This is a genomic window from Mycobacterium branderi (genome assembly GCF_010728725.1).
In the GTDB taxonomy this organism is placed as follows: Bacteria; Actinomycetota; Actinomycetes; order Mycobacteriales; family Mycobacteriaceae; genus Mycobacterium; species Mycobacterium branderi.
Genome location: NZ_AP022606.1, coordinates 1,622,732 through 1,639,254 on the forward strand (window position 1 = coordinate 1,622,732; position 16,523 = coordinate 1,639,254).

General features: G+C 67.4%; 15 protein-coding genes. 10 read left to right on the forward strand and 5 right to left on the reverse strand.

Translation table 11 applies throughout. From position 1 onward, the window contains the following. Positions 1-1,563: a phytoene desaturase family protein gene (locus G6N47_RS08375; RefSeq protein WP_083133606.1), complete on the forward strand. Its 1,563-nt coding sequence runs from the start codon at positions 1-3 to the stop codon at positions 1,561-1,563. 51 nt (positions 1,564-1,614) lie between these two features. Here the strand turns inward: G6N47_RS08375 and G6N47_RS08380 are convergent, their stop codons facing one another. From G6N47_RS08380 to G6N47_RS08390, 3 genes are read right to left on the reverse strand one after another with little or no spacing between them, the layout of a single operon-like run. Then, the gene (locus G6N47_RS08380) at positions 1,615-1,962 is read right to left on the reverse strand and encodes a hypothetical protein (RefSeq protein ID WP_372517535.1); all 348 of its coding nucleotides are present in this window, start codon (positions 1,960-1,962) and stop codon (positions 1,615-1,617) included. Continuing rightward, complete coding sequence (locus tag G6N47_RS08385) at positions 1,947-3,497, reverse strand: MBL fold metallo-hydrolase (protein ID WP_083133519.1); 1,551 nt, start codon at positions 3,495-3,497, stop codon at positions 1,947-1,949. Before G6N47_RS08385 ends, G6N47_RS08380 begins: the two co-directional genes overlap by 16 nt. An 11-nt stretch (positions 3,498-3,508) precedes the next feature. Beyond that, on the reverse strand, positions 3,509-3,667 hold the full coding sequence (locus G6N47_RS08390; RefSeq protein WP_163659451.1) for a hypothetical protein: 159 nt from the start codon (positions 3,665-3,667) through the stop codon (positions 3,509-3,511). Between the two features lie 116 nt (positions 3,668-3,783). On the opposite strand from G6N47_RS08390, the gene G6N47_RS08395 reads away from it, so the two are divergent. Genes G6N47_RS08395 through G6N47_RS08410 form a run of 4 tightly spaced genes read left to right on the forward strand, consistent with a single transcriptional unit; the run spans position 3,784 to position 6,928 of the window. After that, complete coding sequence (locus G6N47_RS08395) at positions 3,784-4,566, forward strand: lysophospholipid acyltransferase family protein (RefSeq protein ID WP_083133520.1); 783 nt, start codon at positions 3,784-3,786, stop codon at positions 4,564-4,566. 4 nt (positions 4,567-4,570) lie between these two features. Beyond that, positions 4,571-5,320 (forward strand): lysophospholipid acyltransferase family protein, encoded by a 750-nt coding sequence (locus G6N47_RS08400; RefSeq protein ID WP_083133521.1) that lies wholly within the window; start codon positions 4,571-4,573, stop codon positions 5,318-5,320. Positions 5,321-5,349: 29 nt separating this feature from the next. Continuing rightward, positions 5,350-6,102 carry a lysophospholipid acyltransferase family protein gene (locus G6N47_RS08405; protein WP_083133522.1) on the forward strand — a complete coding sequence of 251 codons (753 nt, stop codon included), beginning with the start codon at positions 5,350-5,352 and terminating at the stop codon, positions 6,100-6,102. Positions 6,103-6,112: 10 nt separating this feature from the next. Further along, complete coding sequence (locus G6N47_RS08410; protein ID WP_083133523.1) at positions 6,113-6,928, forward strand: Cof-type HAD-IIB family hydrolase; 816 nt, start codon at positions 6,113-6,115, stop codon at positions 6,926-6,928. Positions 6,929-6,937: 9 nt separating this feature from the next. On the opposite strand, the gene G6N47_RS08415 is transcribed toward G6N47_RS08410, so the two are convergent. Beyond that, a complete protein-coding gene (locus tag G6N47_RS08415; RefSeq protein ID WP_083133608.1) occupies positions 6,938-8,548 on the reverse strand; it encodes an N-acetylmuramoyl-L-alanine amidase in 1,611 nt (536 codons plus the stop codon). A 162-nt stretch (positions 8,549-8,710) separates the two neighbouring features. Then, positions 8,711-9,685, reverse strand: a complete 975-nt coding sequence (locus G6N47_RS08420) for a hypothetical protein (RefSeq protein ID WP_083133524.1) — start codon at positions 9,683-9,685, stop codon at positions 8,711-8,713. Positions 9,686-9,950: 265 nt separating this feature from the next. Here G6N47_RS08420 and glf point away from each other — a divergent pair, with 265 nt between their 5' ends. Genes glf through zomB form a run of 5 tightly spaced genes read left to right on the forward strand, consistent with a single transcriptional unit; the run spans position 9,951 to position 16,417 of the window. Beyond that, on the forward strand, positions 9,951-11,147 hold the full coding sequence (glf, locus tag G6N47_RS08425; protein ID WP_083133525.1) for a UDP-galactopyranose mutase: 1,197 nt from the start codon (positions 9,951-9,953) through the stop codon (positions 11,145-11,147). Further along, positions 11,140-13,023, forward strand: coding sequence for a glycosyltransferase (locus G6N47_RS08430; protein WP_083133526.1), 1,884 nt, complete (start codon positions 11,140-11,142; stop codon positions 13,021-13,023). Before glf ends, G6N47_RS08430 begins: the two co-directional genes overlap by 8 nt. Then, positions 13,016-13,534 carry a phosphatase PAP2 family protein gene (locus G6N47_RS08435; protein WP_083133527.1) on the forward strand — a complete coding sequence of 173 codons (519 nt, stop codon included), beginning with the start codon at positions 13,016-13,018 and terminating at the stop codon, positions 13,532-13,534. The genes G6N47_RS08430 and G6N47_RS08435 overlap by 8 nt, the downstream gene beginning before the upstream one ends. 2 nt (positions 13,535-13,536) lie before the next feature. After that, positions 13,537-14,451 carry a decaprenyl-phosphate phosphoribosyltransferase gene (locus G6N47_RS08440; RefSeq protein ID WP_083133609.1) on the forward strand — a complete coding sequence of 305 codons (915 nt, stop codon included), beginning with the start codon at positions 13,537-13,539 and terminating at the stop codon, positions 14,449-14,451. 40 nt (positions 14,452-14,491) lie between these two features. Beyond that, positions 14,492-16,417 (forward strand): flagellar motor control protein ZomB, encoded by a 1,926-nt coding sequence (zomB, locus tag G6N47_RS08445; protein WP_139799651.1) that lies wholly within the window; start codon positions 14,492-14,494, stop codon positions 16,415-16,417. Positions 16,418-16,523: the final 106 nt, after the last annotated feature.

A 16,523-nucleotide genomic window follows, 5' to 3' on the forward strand; every position in this document is an offset into this window, starting at 1 on the left:
ATCATGGACTACGACGCGATCGTGATTGGTGCCGGGCACAACGGATTAGCGGCGGCAGTGATCCTGCAACGCGCCGGACTGCGCACGGTGTGCCTGGAATCCAAGCTCTACGCCGGTGGCATGGCGTCGACGGTCGAGTTGTTCGACGGCTACCATTTCGAGATCGCCGGCTCGGTGCAGTTCCCGACGGCGCCGGTGGTCGCCGACGAGTTGGGACTGGGCAACCTGCCGACCGTTGACCTCGACGTGATGTCGGTGGCGGTGCGCGGGGTCGGCGACGATCCGCTGGTCCAGTACAGCGACCCGATCAAGCTGTTCACCCACCTGAACGAGGTGCACGGCGCCGACGCTGTCAACGGCATGGCGGGGTTGATGGCCTGGAGCCAGGCGCCCACCCGTGCCCTGGGCCGGTTCGACGCCGGCGCGCCGCCCAAGACGCTCGACGAGATGTATGCCTGTGCCACAAACGAATTCGAACGCGCAGCGATCAACGAGATGCTGTTCGGGTCGGTCACCGACGTGCTGGACCGCTATCTGCCCGACCGTGAGAAACACGGCGCGCTGCGCGGCTCGATGACCGTGCTGGCCGTCAACACCCTGTATCGGGGGCCGGCCACACCTGGTAGCGCGGCCGCGCTCGCCTTCGGCCTCGGCGTGCCCGACGGCGACACGATGCAGATGAAAAAACTGCGCGGCGGCATCGGCGCGTTGACGTCGCATCTGCGCAACCAACTGGAGAGCGAAGGCGGCGAAGTCCGGTTGCGCACCAAGGTGGCCGAAATCCTCGTCGCTGACGGGCGGGTACGCGGCGTGCGCACCGAAGCCGGCGACACGGTGACGGCCCCTGTCGTCATCTCCGGAATCGCGCCCGATCTCACGGTGGGTGAGTTGGTCGATCCCGCCGCGCTGCCCGCCGATATTCGGGAGCGCTACGGCCGCATCGACCACCGCGGCAGTTACCTGCAGATGCACTTCGCGCTGGACGAGGCCCCGGCCTTCGCCGCGCCCTACCAGCCGCTCAACGACCCGGCCATGCAGGCGTCGATCGGCTTGTTCTGCACCCCGGAGGAAGTCCAGAAGCAATGGGAGGATTGCCGGCGCGGAATCGTCCCGGCCGACCCCACCGTGGTGCTACAGATTCCGTCGCAGAACGACCCGGACTTGGCGCCGGACGGAAAGCACGCCGCGTCGGCGTTCGCGTTGTGGTTCCCGATCGAGGGCGGGGCGGACTACGGCCGGGCCAAGGTCGAGATGGGCCAGCGGGTGATCGACAAGATCACCAGGCTGGCACCGAATTTCGAGCGCAGCATCATCCGCCACACCACCTTTACGCCCAAGCACATGGGCACCATGTTCGGCGCGCCGGGGGGCGACTACTGCCATGGGCTGTTGAATCCCGACCAGATCGGTCCCAACCGGCCGGGCCCGAAAGGTTTTCTCGGACAGCCGATCCCGATCGACGGGCTCTACCTCGGCAGCGCCGGCTGCCACGGCGGACCCGGGATCACGTTCATCCCGGGCTACAACGCCGCCCATCAAGCATTGGCGGACGCCGGACGTTGAGATTGCGTGTAGGGCTGTGGATGGCTGCTTTGCACGACCCTGCGTGCAATCTCAACGCACGGACAGCAGCTCGTCGAGCAGCGCGGTGAACTCTTCCGGGTGCTCCGGCGTGAACGCGGGGCTGGGCCGGGTTCCCGGCACGTCGAGCGTGATCAACGTCGACTTGAACGGCCGACGCACGTCCAGCGGCAACCAGCGGCGCAAATCCGAGCTGCCCCAGATCCGGAACCGGTGCAGAAGAAGCCCCAGCGGCTCCGCCTTGTATCCACGGATCGTGCTCAGCGCGATCACCTTCGAGGTGCCCGACGGGAAGTGGTAGCGGCGCAAGGTGATTGCCTCGCGATCCAACTGGACCAGGCCGTCGTCGTAGTACTGCTGCGCGCTCACAGCCGCGAACACCGGAGCTCGTGGCCGCGCGCGGTCAGGCAGCGACCGTTCTCCAGGTTCCACTGCCAACCGTGCAGGTTGCAGGTCAGCGTATTGCCTTCCACCACACCGAACTTGGACAGGTCGGCCTTCAAATGCGGGCAACGTCGCTGCATCTGCCAGCCGTCCAGCGTGATCGACGCGGTGTCGTCGTGGGTTTCGGCGAACCAGCCGTCGGCGTAGGCGATGCGCTCGTCGGTCAGGCATTTGAAGAACGTGTACAGGTACTCGTTGTAACCGCCGACCCGCCAGGCCTTGAACCGGGTGGACAAGAAGATGGTGTTGACCCAGTCGGGTTCGTTGTCGCGCAGCACAGTGCGCACCAGCTCCGGCGGGATCTCGAAGCCGTAGCGGAACTTCTCGTCGGGAACCGGTTCGCGCACAGTGCGTTTCGGGAAGTCAAGCACGACGGTCTGCGGGCCGAGCCTCAGCTCGACGGGATAGCCGATGCCGTCGCAGATCTCGTCGCTGGCCAGCATGATCGGCTCGAGCGCCGCGCGCAGCGGCTCGAGCAACGACTCCCCGGCGGCGGGTGCCCAGTGCGCTTTCTCCGCCGCCAGCACCGGCGCCATCCGCGCCGCGTAGTCGGCGATGTAGTCGGCCTTAGCAGTGGTGAAGATCGCTTCGACTTGCTCGGTTGGCAGCGGGTGGCGAAGCGAATGCAATTGCGTGCCAGAGAATTCCGCAGTCGAACCGGGCATCATCAACAGCCCGCGGTCGTGGCCGTGCGCGCGCATCTGGTCGAGGAATACCACCTGGTCCGGGAAGATGTTGGCCGGATCGCCGTGGTCGTCGTTGAGGTGGCGCAGTTCGGGATCCAGAAAGCACGGCGGACCGGCGGACGGGATCACCCAGGTGGCGCCGACCTGCGCGATGTACTGGCGGGCGCGGTCCATCTGGCGTTGCCGCTTCTGGGTGCCGAACGCTTCCTTGGCCCGCGCGGGCATGTCGTAGACCATCGGGTACCAGATCGCGCCGGAGTACTGCAGCATGTGCACATCGACGTGGCCGAACGCCGAATGCAGCACGTCGAGGTCCACCGGCCGGGCGTCGTTCATGTTGAACACCGTGGTGTCGCCGTCGGAGACCACCAGCGCCGAGTCGCCGATCGGTCCGTCGGCGGGTGCCCGCAGGGCGATGATCATGATGTCGAGTTCGCCCTTCGGCCCGCTGACCCGATGCTTGACAGAGTCGGTGGTTTCGAAGAACCGGTGAAAACCGAGTTTTGCCAACTCATCTCGCAAGTCCGGCACCGGATACTCGGGCAGCAGCACCACGGCGTCCTTGTTGACATGCTTGGCGAGCAGCTTGGCGTCGAAGTGGTCCTTGTGCAGATGCGAGACGTAGAGATAGTCGCAATCACCGAGCGCGTCCCAGTCCAGGCCGCTGTTGTCGGGGAACGGGAACCACGATGCGAAGTAGGCAGGGTTGACCCACGGGTCGCAAAGAATGCTGCCCGCACGGGTCTCGATCCGGAAGCCGGCGTGGCCGACGCTGGTGACCTGCATCGGGGAACAGCCTAACGGGAGGACACGTCTTCGCTGTTCCACAGCCGCCGGTAGTAAGCGATGCGCTCAGGATCCGGTTCGACGTCGTACGCGGCGAAGAGGCAGACCACCAACTTGTCGACGGGCGGCGGCTCGCCCAGGCCGGCCCGCTGCCCGGAACGTGATACCACCAAGCTCGTTGATCCAGACCGGATGGACCGGCAGGCCAGGCGCGGGAACCGTCACGGTCCAACATCTTTTTGCGGCAGTGGGTGCGCCCGCAACCGAAAATATTAGGGTTGACGGCGTGGAGCCGGTGTACGGGACGGTCATTCAGCTTGCACGCCTGACGTGGCGATTGCAGGGTTTGCGGTTCACCGTCAGCGGGGTGGAGCACCTGCCCGAGACCGGCGGAGCCGTCATCGCGATCAACCACACCAGCTACTTCGACTTCACCTTCGCCGGGCTGCCCGCATACAAGCAGGGCCTGGGCCGCAAGGTGCGGTTCATGGCCAAGCAGGAAGTGTTCGACCACAAGGTGTCCGGGCCGATCATGCGCGGCTGCCGGCACATTCCAGTGGACCGGGAAAGCGGCGCGGCCTCCTTCGAGGCGGCAGTCGCCGCACTCAAGGCGGGTGAGCTGGTCGGGGTGTACCCGGAGGCGACGATCAGCCGAAGCTTCGAGATCAAAGAGCTCAAGTCCGGCGCCGCCCGGATGGCCATCGCGGCAGGCGTGCCGATCATCCCGCACATCGTGTGGGGCGCCCAGCGGATCTGGACCAAGGACCACCCGAAGAAGCTGCTCCGCCCCAAGGTGCCGATCGCGGTGGCGGTCGGCGAGCCGATCCAGCCCACCCTGGCCGCGCCGGAGCTGACGAAGTTGCTGCATTCACGGATGCAGCATTTGCTGGAGCGGGTGCAAGACGCGTACGGGCCGCACCCCGCCGGCGAGTTCTGGGTTCCGCACCGGCTGGGCGGCGGCGCCCCGTCGCTCGCCGAGGCCGCCCGGCTCGATGCCGAAGAAGCCACCCGGCGCGCCGCCGCCCGGGCGGCCCGTCTGCGGCCCGATGCGGAGGCCGCGCCGGAGTAGCCGTATGGAACCGGTTTTCCGCGCCCTCGAGATCACCGCCAAAGCGGTCGTCAAGGCCGTCGGCAGCCCGATCTCCTTCGAGGGGCTCGAGAACATTCCGGCGGACGGCGGTGCTGTCATCGCGATCAACCACACCAGCTACGTCGACTTCCTGCCGGCCGGGCTGGCCGTGCATCACCGCGGCCGCCGGATCCGCTTCCTGATCAAGGCCGAGATGCAGCAGGTGAAGGTCGTCGACTTTCTGATCAGGCACACCAAGACCATCCCGGTGAACCGCGCGGCCGGCGGGGACGCGTATGCGGTCGCGTTGCAGCGGTTGCGCGAGGGCGAGGTGGTCGGCGTCTATCCGGAGGCGACGATCAGCCGAAGCTTCGAGCTCAAGGAATTCAAAACCGGCGCGGCCCGGATGGCCATGGAGGCGCAGGTGCCGATCGTGCCGCTGATCGTGTGGGGTGCGCACCGCATCTGGACCAAGGACCACCCGCGAAACCTCGGCCGCAAGAAGATCCCGATCACGGTGGCCGCCGGTGTCCCGCTCGCGCCGCGCGGCGACGTCGAGCAACTCGAAGCCCGGTTGCACGACGAGATGACGGGTTTGCTGCACCGGGTGCAGGAGGAATATCCGCATCCGCCGGGCGCGTTCTGGGTGCCGCATCGGCTCGGCGGCGGCGCGCCTACCCTGGCGGAGGCCAAAGTTCGCGAGGAGGCCGAGCGGGCCGCGCGCGCCCGCAGTCGTGCGGAGCAGGAGCCGTGACAGCTGGTGTCGGGGAGCAGGAGCAGGAGATGGCAGAACCGTTCTTCCGCATGATGGAGATCGTCGTCCCGCCACTGGTCGCGGTGAACGGCACCAAGATCACCTACCAGGGCCTGCAGAACATTCCCGAACGTGGCGGCGCGCTGGTGGCGCTCAACCACACCAGCTATGTCGACTGGCTGCCGGCGTCGATGGCCGCGTACCAACGTCGACGCCGGCTGCGGTTCATGATCAAGGCCGAGATGCAGGACGTGGCGGCGGTCAACTACGTCATCAAGCACGCCAAGCTCATCCCGGTGGACCGCAGCCACGGATCCGACGCCTACGCGGTGGCGGTGCGCGAGCTGAAGCGCGGCGAACTCGTCGGGCTCCACCCGGAGGCCACGATCAGCCGCAGCTTCGAATTGCGGCCGTTCAAGACCGGGGCGGCCCGCCTGGCGCTGGAGGCGCAGGTGCCGATCATTCCGATGATCGTCTGGGGCGCACAGCGGATCTGGCCCAAAGACCATCCGCGGCGCCTGTTTCGCAACAAGGTTCCGATCACCGTCGCCGTGGGCGCGCCGCTGGCAGCGCGAGGCAGCGTCGACGAGCTCAATGCGCGGCTGCGCGACACGATGAAGTCGATGCTGTATCGGGTGCAGGAGGAGTACCCGCATCCCGAAGGCGCCTACTGGGTGCCGCGCCGGCTCGGCGGCAGCGCCCCGACGCCCGACGAGTCGAAGGCGCTCCGGATCGCCGAATTGATGGAGCGGGCCCGCAAGCAGGGCGTGAGCCGGCTGTGACGCCGCCTTCATGACCCTTCCCGCGCTCATCGCCTGCGACGTGGACGGCACGCTGATCGACGACCATGAACGGATCAGCCCGCGCACCCGGCACGTCGTCCATGCCGCCGTCGACGCGGGGGCCACGTTCATCCTGGCCACCGGACGACCGCCGCGCTGGGTGCAACCGGTGGTCGACGAGCTCGGATTCGCGCCGATGGCGGTGTGCGCCAACGGCGCCGTCATCTACGACGCGGCGGCCGACCGGGTGATCTCGGCGCACACCCTGGCCGTCGACACCCTCGCGCAGCTGGCCGAGATCGCGACGCGCGTCATTCCGGGCGCCGGGCTGGCCGTCGAGCGCATCGGCCGGCGCGCCCACGACACCGCGACGCCGCAATTCATCAGCTCACCAGGCTACGAGCACGCCTGGCTCAACCCGGACAACACCGAGGTGTCGATCGAAGATCTGCTCAGTGCGCCCGCGGTCAAGCTGCTGATCCGCAAGGCCGGGGCCAGCAGCGCCGACATGGCCGCCGAACTGTCCAAGCACATCGGCATCGAGGGTGACATCACCTACTCGACCAACAACGGGCTGGTCGAGATCGTGCCGTTGGGCTTCAGCAAGGCCACCGGTATCGACGAGATCGCCCGGCCGCTGGGCATCACTGACGACGACGTGGTCGCGTTCGGTGACATGCCCAACGACGTGCCGATGCTGTTGCGGGCCGGCCACGGCGTGGCGATGGGCAATGCGCATCCCGAGGCGGTGGCCGCCGCCAACGAGGTCACCGCGCCCAACACCGACGACGGGGTAGCGCGGGTGCTGGAACGCTGGTGGCTGTAGCCGCCCTCGCTACGCGGCCGGGTGGACGGGGGAGAACCGCTCGAGTTGCACCGGCGGCCCGTCGGGGGCGGGCGGCGGCAGTTCCTGCGCGACGCCGTCGATGACTCGGGTGACGTGGCCGGTTTCCCGGTCGAAGTTCAGCGTGCCGTGCTGGAAGTTCTGTGTGATCCATTGCGGCTGCTGGATTTCCCCGCTGGTCGGCAGTCCGAGGGCGCCGCGTTCATAGCCGAGAAAAGCCCAGGCTTCGTAGATCGCGCCGGTGACCGGTTGGGCGCCGGTCTCCGGTGACCAGTAGACGGCGCCCTTGTCGAAGGTGGCGTAACGCGCTGAGCCGGCCGCGGTGGCCTCCGGTGAGGTCGGCACGCCCAGGGGACTTTTCATCCCGCCCATCGCCTGCCAGCGCTCGTAGATCGCGCCGCCTTGCAGCGCCGCCGCCAAGTCTTGCGGCCCGGGCGGATCGTTGAATCGGGCTGCGATATCACGGATCTCGTCCATCCGTGCGTAGGCGACGTTGCCGGGGCACAGGGTGGCGCCGACGTCGCGGTGACTGAATATGTTCGGCAGCGTCGGTGTGGCGCCGGCCGGGAAGTGCGTGTTGGGACCGCCGGCCGAAGTCAGCGTCACGGTGCCGTGCGGGTCGACGTGGTCGATACCCAGCCGCCAGCCGAGCAGCCGGCCGACGGTGCGCAGCTGGATCGGGGTCGGCGGCTCGTCGTCGAAGTTTCCGATCATCGCCACACCCCAGGTGTCGCGGTTGAACCCGCCGGTGTGCGAACCCTCGACGGCTCGGCTGATCCCGCCGGCCCGGCCCTCGAACACCTGGCCGTACTTGTCGACCAGCGCGTTGTAGGCGATGTCGCACCAGCCCAGGGTTTGGGTGTGGTAGGCGTAGATGGACCGCACGATCGCGGCCGAATCCTGCGGCTCGTAGTCGTTGCTCTCCGCAGTGTGGTGAACCACGGCAGCGCGAACAGCGTTGTCGTACAAGGTGTTTCCGCACCGTATCGACTCGTCGGCGCCCCACTGCGAGCGGCTGATGATGTTGGGCGGTTGACCCGGCGCGAGCACCGCCGACGGCGGCGTCCACTGCGTGTCGGCCGGTGCCTCCGGCGGGGAGATCAGCACCGCCGAAATGTTCTGCGGCAACGGCTGTTCGACGGTCGCCGGCCGATAGCCGAGGGCAGCCGGCGCGATGTGAGGTGGCGCCGACGTCAGCGGTGCGCCGGCGGGCCGGGTGACGGCGATCTGCACGATCGTAGTTTTTCCGACGAATACCGGCTCGGTGCCGCGCGGAACAGTCGACGCTTCATCGGAGCCCTCGGACTCGAGTGCCTCGGCGTCTCGCCACGGGCTCCAGGAGCCGTCGGCGCGCTTGGCGCGCACCCGTGCCGACGTGCCGGTCAGATCCCCACCGGTCAGTGCGACCATGGAAAACGGTGTGGGCTGGCTGATCTCGCGGATGGTTTCACCGCCGCCCAGGCCGATCAACGGCTGCTGCGTCAGTTGGGTATCGCCCGCCGCGGTCGGCCGATCCCGATGCTCGGTGGCCGCCCAGGGCACGATGACGACGGTCGCCGCGAGGGCGGTGAACAACATTGCCGGCGGGCGACGGCTGCGCAACACAAGGCGATGTTACTTACGTGGTCTATGTTGCTTATGTTGCGACACGGTACTACTGGGGACAAAGTTAACCCAGCCGGTAACGGCACCGCAGAGTGTCGGCGCTGGATCAACCAGCTCCCACTTCTGCGGTGCCGTTGGGTAGCAGGATCTACATACCGGTTAGGTGACAGGTGCCGGTGGCGCCGCCGCGGCGGCCGCCGGCGCAGCGGCACCCGCGGCGCCACCCTGGATCGCCTGGGTGATCGACGGCATCACCAGGCCCTTGAGCAGGTCGATCGCCTGGCTGGCGCCGAGCTGGTTGGCGGTGCTCATCAGGTCGTTGACGATCCCGCCGCTACCGCCCGACGTCGCCGGCGCGGCACCCAGCGACGGGTCACCCAGGATCGGGTAGGTGCCGCCGGCGCCCGGGTCCAACCCGATCGGTGTGCTGATCGGCACCTCGCCCGGGCTGTAGCCCGGGGTCATCGCGCCGGGGTTGATCAGCGACGGGTCGATACCCGCCGGGCTGGTGACGCCCGGCGTGGTGCCGGCCGCCGGGTTGGTCAGGCCCGGTGTGGTGGTGCCGGCCGCCGGGTTGGTCAGGCTGGGGTCCGTCAGGCCCGGGTTGGTCAGGCTGGGGTCGGTCAGCCCCGGGGTCGTACCGGGGGTGGTCAGGCCGGGCGTCGCACCCGGCGTCGCACCCGGAGTGGTCAGGCCGGGCGTGGTCAGACCGGGCGTCGCACCCGGAGTGGTCAGGCCGGGCGTGGTGAGCCCCGGCGTGGCTCCCGGTGTCGTCAGGCCGGGCGTGGTGAGCCCCGGCGTGGCACCCGGCGTCGTCAGACCTGGCGTCGTCAACCCGGGCGAGGTCAACCCCGGACTGGTCAGCCCCGGCGTAGCCGCCGCCCCGCCGCCCGCCAGGCTCGGCACCGGCGGCATGTTGATCCCGAATTGCGACAACCCCTGGGTCAGGGCAGACATCAGCTCGTTGGGCAAGTCCGCCATCACCGCGGCCCGGACGAACTCGTGATGCTCGGGGGCCCGCGTGCTGTCGGCGGCCAACTGGCTGACAGTGAGATAGGCAAAAGGACTCGCGACCGCCAGAGCGGCGACTGCGCTCATGGCTGTCGAGAGCCTGCGTCGACGTCGGTTCGGCACGGAAGTCTCCTCAATCTGGGCTATATGGTCCTCGGTCGTCCTGCCTCTGCAGCACAGCAAGATGCCGACGTGATCGATGGTACTGGCGTGACTGCTGTGACTAGTGTGGCGATATCGAATCGTGAACCAATCGCGACATTCGTCACTCGCGGCCACGCATTCGCCACGCCGTGCGCTGGTATCCGGTATCCCGGCGCAGCCGACGCGGGTGCAACCGCCTCGCCAAACAGGCGGCGGGCGTGCGGTCGGATACCCTGTTCAACCGATGACTTCTCGTTTCGACCTTTTCGTCGTCGGCTCCGGATTTTTCGGCCTGACGATCGCTGAGCGCGTGGCCAGCCAGCTCGACAAGCGTGTGCTGGTCGTCGAGAAGCGCCCGCACATCGGCGGCAATGCCTACTCCGAGCCGGAGCCGCAGACCGGCATCGAGGTGCACAAGTACGGGGCCCACCTGTTCCACACCTCCAACAAGCGGGTGTGGGACTACGTGCGGCAGTTCACCGAGTTCACCGGCTACCAGCATCGCGTGTTCGCGCTGCACGACGGCCAGGCATACCCGATGCCGATGGGGCTGGGCCTGGTGTCGCAGTTCTTCGGCCGCTACTTCAGCCCGGATGAGGCACGCGCACTGATCGCCGAGCAGTCCGCCGAGATCAAGACCGAGGACGCGCAGAACCTCGAGGAGAAGGCCATCTCGCTGATCGGCCGGCCGCTGTATGAGGCGTTCATCAAGAACTACACCGCCAAGCAGTGGCAGACCGACCCCAAAGAGTTGCCGGCGTCCACCATCACCCGGTTGCCGGTGCGCTACACCTTCGACAACCGCTACTTCAACGACACCTACGAAGGGCTGCCCGCCGACGGCTACACCGCGTGGCTGAAGAACATGGCGGCCGACGAGCGCATCGAGGTTCGGCTGGAAACCGACTGGTTCGACGTGCGCGACGAACTGCGTGCAGCCAGCCCGGAGGCGCCCGTGGTCTACACCGGCCCGCTGGATCGTTACTTCGACTACGCCGAGGGCCACTTGGGTTGGCGCACATTGGATTTCGAGGTCGAGGTGCTGCCAACCGGCGATTTCCAGGGCACGCCGGTGATGAACTACAACGACTTCGACGTGGCCTATACCCGCATCCACGAGTTCCGCCATTTCCACCCCGAGCGGCCTTACCCGACCGACAAGACGGTGATCATGCGCGAGTTCTCGCGGTTCGCCAACGATGACGACGAGCCCTACTACCCGATCAACACCGAAGCCGACCGCGCTGTGCTGGCCGCCTATCGGACCCGGGCCAAAGCCGAGACCGAGTCGTCGAAGGTGTTGTTCGGCGGCCGCCTGGGCACTTACCAATATCTGGACATGCACATGGCCATCGCCAGCGCGCTGAACATGTACGACAACGTGCTGGCGCCGCACCTGCGCGAGGGCGTGCCGTTGACGAAAGCATCCGCGGATGAGTGACACCGCTGTGAGCCTGCTGGCCCGCGTGATCCTGCCCCGCCCGGGCGAGCCGCTCGACGTCCGCAAGCTCTACTTAGAGGAGTCGATCACCAACGCCCGGCGCGCGCACGCGACAACCCGCACGTCGCTGCAGATCGGCGCCGAGTCCGAGGTGTCGTTCGCGACCTATTTCAACGCCTTCCCGGCCAGCTACTGGCGGCGCTGGACGACGCTGACCTCGGTGGTGTTGCGCGCCGAATTGACCGGCGCCGGCCGCGTCGACGTCTACCGGACCAAGGCCACCGGTGCCCGTATCTACATCGACGGCCGCAACTTCGCCGGCAGCGCGCAGGTCGTCGAATTAGAGGTGGGGCTAGCGCCTTTCGAAGACGGCGGGTGGATCTGGTTCGACATCACCACAGACAGCGACGTCACGCTGCACAACGCCGGCTGGTACGCGCCGGTGCCGGCGCCGGGCGTCGCCAACATCGCGGTCGGCATCCCGACCTTCAACCGGCCCAGCGACTGCGTGAACGCGTTGCGCGATCTGACCTCGGATCCGTTGGTGGACGAGGTGATCGGTGCGGTGATCGTCCCCGACCAGGGCACCGCCAAGGTGCGTGACCACCCCGACTTCGCCGAGGCCGCCGCGCCGCTGGGCAACCGGCTGTCCATCCACGACCAACCCAACCTGGGCGGTTCCGGCGGATACAGCCGCGTGATGTACGAGGCGCTGAAAAACACTGACTGCCAGCAGATCCTGTTCATGGACGACGACATCCGCATCGAGCCCGACTCGATCCTGCGGGTGCTGGCGCTGCATCGCTTCGCCAAGTCGCCGATGCTGGTCGGCGGTCAGATGCTCAACCTGCAGGAGCCGTCGCACCTGCACATCATGGGCGAGGTGGTGGACCGGTCGATCTTCATGTGGACCGCCGCGCCGCACGCCGAATACGACCACGACTTCGCGAAATTCCCGTTGAGCGACAACAACCCTCGCAGCAACCTGCTGCACCGCCGCATCGACGTCGACTTCAACGGCTGGTGGACCTGCATGATCCCGCGGCAGGTGGCCGAGGAGCTGGGCCAGCCGCTGCCGCTGTTCATCAAATGGGACGACGCCGACTACGGGCTGCGCGCCGCCGAGCGCGGCTACCCGACCGCGACCCTGCCCGGCGCCGCGATCTGGCACATGGCCTGGAGCGACAAGGACGACGCCATCGACTGGCAGGCCTACTTCCACCTGCGCAACCGGTTGGTGGTGGCGGCCATGCACTGGGACGGCGACATCATCGGCCTGCTGCGCAGCCACCTCAAGGCGACGCTGAAACACCTTGCCTGCCTTGAATATTCGACTGTTGCGATTCAGAACAAGGCGATCGACGACTTCCTTGCCGGCCCGGAGCACATCTTCTCGATCCTGGAAACCGCGCTGCCGGAAGTGCACCGCATCCGCAAGGCGTACCCGGACGCCGTCGTGCTGCCGGCGGCCAGCGAGCTGCCGGCGCCGTCGCGCAAGAACACCGAGATGAAGCCGCCGGTGCACCCGTTGGCGATCGGCTACCGGCTGGCCCGCGGGATCCTGCACAACGCCACCAAGGCCGATCCGGCGCATCATCAACGCCCCCAACTGAATGTGCCGACTCAGGACGCCCGCTGGTTCAAGCTGTGCACGCTCGACGGCGCCACCGTCACCACCGCCGACGGGCGCGGTGTGGTGTATCGGCAGCGCGACCGGTCCAAGATGTTCTCGCTGCTGTGGCAGTCGCTGCGCCGCCAGCGGCAGCTCGCCAGCCGGTTCGACGAGATGCGCCGCGTCTATCGCGGGGCGCTGCCGGTGCTCTCCAGCAAGCAGAAGTGGGAGACCGTCCTGCTGTCCGTAGAAGACAATGGCTGAAACTGCCGCGCCGCGTGGCGAACTGGCCGCGCTGGTCGCGATTCAATCGGCCTTGGCCGACCGGCCCGGGATGTTGGCCGCGGCGCGGGGGTTGTCGTACTTCGGCGAGCACAGCATCGGGTGGTTGGCGGTCTCGGCGCTGGGCGCGCTGCTACAACCGCAACGCTGGCGGGCCTGGTTGCTGGTCGGGGCCGGGGCGTTCACCGCCCATGCGACGGCCGTGCTGATCAAGCGGCTGGCACGCCGCGAACGCCCGCGTCATCCCGCCGTCGCGGTGAACGTCGGTACTCCGAGCCGGTTGAGCTTCCCGTCGGCGCATGCCACCTCGACCACGGCGGCGGCCATCCTGCTGGCGCGGGCCACCGGGTCGCGGCTGCCGGCCCTGCTGGTACCGCCGATGGCGCTGTCGCGGATGTTGCTGGGCGTGCACTATCCCAGCGATGTGGCGGTCGGCGTGGCGGTGGGCGCGGCGGTCGCCGGCGTAGCGGTCCGGGTCGAAGGCAGGAGGTGACGGTGAGTGAAGACGTGGTGCCGGTGACAGGACCTCCGGCGAACCTGGTCGTCGGCATCGTCAAGGCGATTCGTCCCCGGCAATGGGTGAAAAACATCCTGGTGCTGGCCGCGCCATTGGCCGCGTGGGGCACCGATGTCCGGTACGACTACGCCGACGTGCTGGGCAAGGAGGCCGTCGCGTTCGTGGTGTTCTGCCTGGCCGCGTCCTCGATCTATCTGATCAACGACGTCCGCGACGTCGAGGCCGACCGCGAGCACCCCACCAAGCGGTTCCGGCCGATCGCCGCCGGAGTGGTGCCCGAGTGGCTGGCCTACGTCATCGCCGCGGTGCTCGGGGTGGCGTCGTTGGTCATCTCCTGGTGGCTGACCCCGAATCTGGCGGTGGTGATCGCCGTCTACCTGGGCATGCAACTGGCGTACTGCTTCGGCCTGAAACACCAAGCGGTGATCGACATCTGCATCCTTTCGTCGGCGTATCTCATCCGGGCCATCGGCGGGGGTGCGGCCGCCGATATCTATCTGTCGCAATGGTTTTTGCTCGGAATCGCATTCGCTTCGCTGTTTATGGGGGCCGGAAAGCGCTACGCCGAACTGCAGGTGGCCGAGCGCACCGGCGCCAAGATCCGTAAATCGCTGGAGAGCTACACCAGCACCTATCTTCGGTTCGTCTGGACCATGTCGGCCACCGCTGTGGTGGTGTGTTACGGGCTTTGGGCGTTCGAACGCGACCGGTATACGGGCACCTGGTTCGCAGTATCGATGATCCCGTTCACGATCGCGATCCTGCGCTACGCGGTCGACGTCGACGGCGGACTGGCGGGCGAGCCCGAAGACATCGCGCTGCGTGACCGCGTGCTGCAGCTGTTGTTCGTGGCCTGGATCGGAACCATTGGTGCTGCGGTTATCCTCGGCTAGCCCGCCCGTCGTCTCGTCCCGCCGGCCGGCGCCCGTATCCATTGGGCGACCGGCGTTTCCGTACGAGATCACCGTGCGGGTCAGCCTGTGGGTCAGCGCCGCGGTGATTGCCGTCTTGTTCGGCTGGGGCGCCTGGCAGCGGCGCTGGATCGCCGACGACGGCCTGATCGTCTTGCGCACGGTGCGAAACCTGTTGGCCGGCAACGGACCAGTGTTCAACGCGGGCGAGCGGGTAGAGGCCAACACCTCGGTGGTGTGGACCTATCTGGTCTATCTGGGCAGCTGGCTGGCCGGGCCGATGCGCCTGGAGTATGTGGCGCTGGTGCTGGCGCTGGTGCTCAGTCTGGCGGGCGTGGTGCTGCTGATGCTGGGCACCGGGCGGCTGTACGCACCGAGCCTGCTGGGACGACGCGCGATCATGCTGCCCGCCGGCGCGCTCGTCTACATCGCGGTGCCGCCAGCGCGCGACTTCGCGACCTCCGGCCTGGAAAGCGGTTTGGTGCTGGCGTATCTCGGACTGCTGTGGTGGACGATGGTCTGCTGGTCGCAGGCGTTGCGGTCGCGGCCGTCCGGCCGGGTATTCATCGGCGCGCTGGCGTTTGTCGCGGGATGCAGCGTGCTGGTCCGCCCCGAGCTGGCGCTGATCGGCGGGCTGGCGCTGATCATGATGCTGGTCGCCGCGCGGGGCTGGCGGCAACGGCTGCTGATCGTGGTGGCCGGTGGCCTGCTTCCGGTGGGTTACGAGATTTTCCGAATGGGCTACTACGGGTTGCTGTTTCCCGGGACGGCGCTGGCCAAGGACGCTGCCGGCGACAAGTGGCCGCAGGGCCTGCTGTACCTGTCGAATTTCAACCGGCCCTACGCGGTGTGGGTGCCGATCCTGTTGCTGCTGGGGCTGGGACTGGTGCTGATGGCCACCCGTGCCAGGCCATGGTGGATACGGCACACGCCGCCGCCAGGCTATGGCCGGTGGGCCCGCACGGTCCAAAGTCCCGCAGCCGTGGTGGCTTTCATCATGGTCAGCGGCCTGCTGCAGGGGCTGTATTGGACCCGGCAGGGCGGCGACTTCATGCACGGCCGAGTTCTGCTGGTACCCCTGTTCTGTTTGCTGGCGCCGGTAGCCGTGGTGCCTGTGGTGTTTCCCGACGGCAACAGGTTCTCCCGGGAAACCGGTTATTGGTTGGCGGGCGCGGTTGCCGCGTTGTGGCTGGCGGTGGCGGGTTGGTCACTGTGGGCGGCGAATTCGCCCGGCATGGGCGACGACGCCACCCGGGTCACCTACTCGGGAATCGTCGACGAGCGCCGGTTCTACGCGCAGGCGACCGGACACGCTCATCCGCTGACCGCAGCCGACTATCTGGACTACCCGCGGATGCGCGCGGTGCTGGTGGCGCTCAACAACACCCCGGAGGGGGCGTTGTTGCTGCCGTCGGGCAACTACAACCAGTGGGACCTGGTGCCGGTGATTCCGCCGAAACAGCCGCCGGACCCGAGCAAGCCGCAAAAAGGCCCGCACGCAGTGTTTTTCACCAACCTCGGCATGCTGGGAATGAACGTCGGCCTGGACATCCGGGTGCTCGACCAAATCGGATTGGCCAATCCGCTGGCCGCGCACACGGCGCGTCTGCAGCACGGCCGGATCGGACATGACAAGAACCTGTTCCCGGACTGGGTGATCGCCGACGGACCGTGGGTGAAGTGGTATCCGGGCGTCCCGGGCTACCTCGACGACAAGTGGGTCGCGCAAGCCGTGGCGGCGTTGCAATGCCCGGCGACCCAGGCGGTGCTGAACTCGGTGCGCAGCCCGATGACACCGCACCGGTTCGTCTCGAACCTGCTGCATTCCTATGAATTCACCAAGTACCGCATCGACCGGGTTCCGCTGTATGAGTTGATCCGGTGCGGCCTGGAGATCCCCGAATCCAGCGGCACGCCTTACACCGGGTTGCCCGCCTCGGGGCCGTAGCGTCGGGGCCGCGGCGATCGCCGGCGAGAAATCGACGGAAAATTTTCCTCGCACAGCCCGACACAGCAACGCCGTGACAACCCTGTGCCGACAGCAACACGGAACC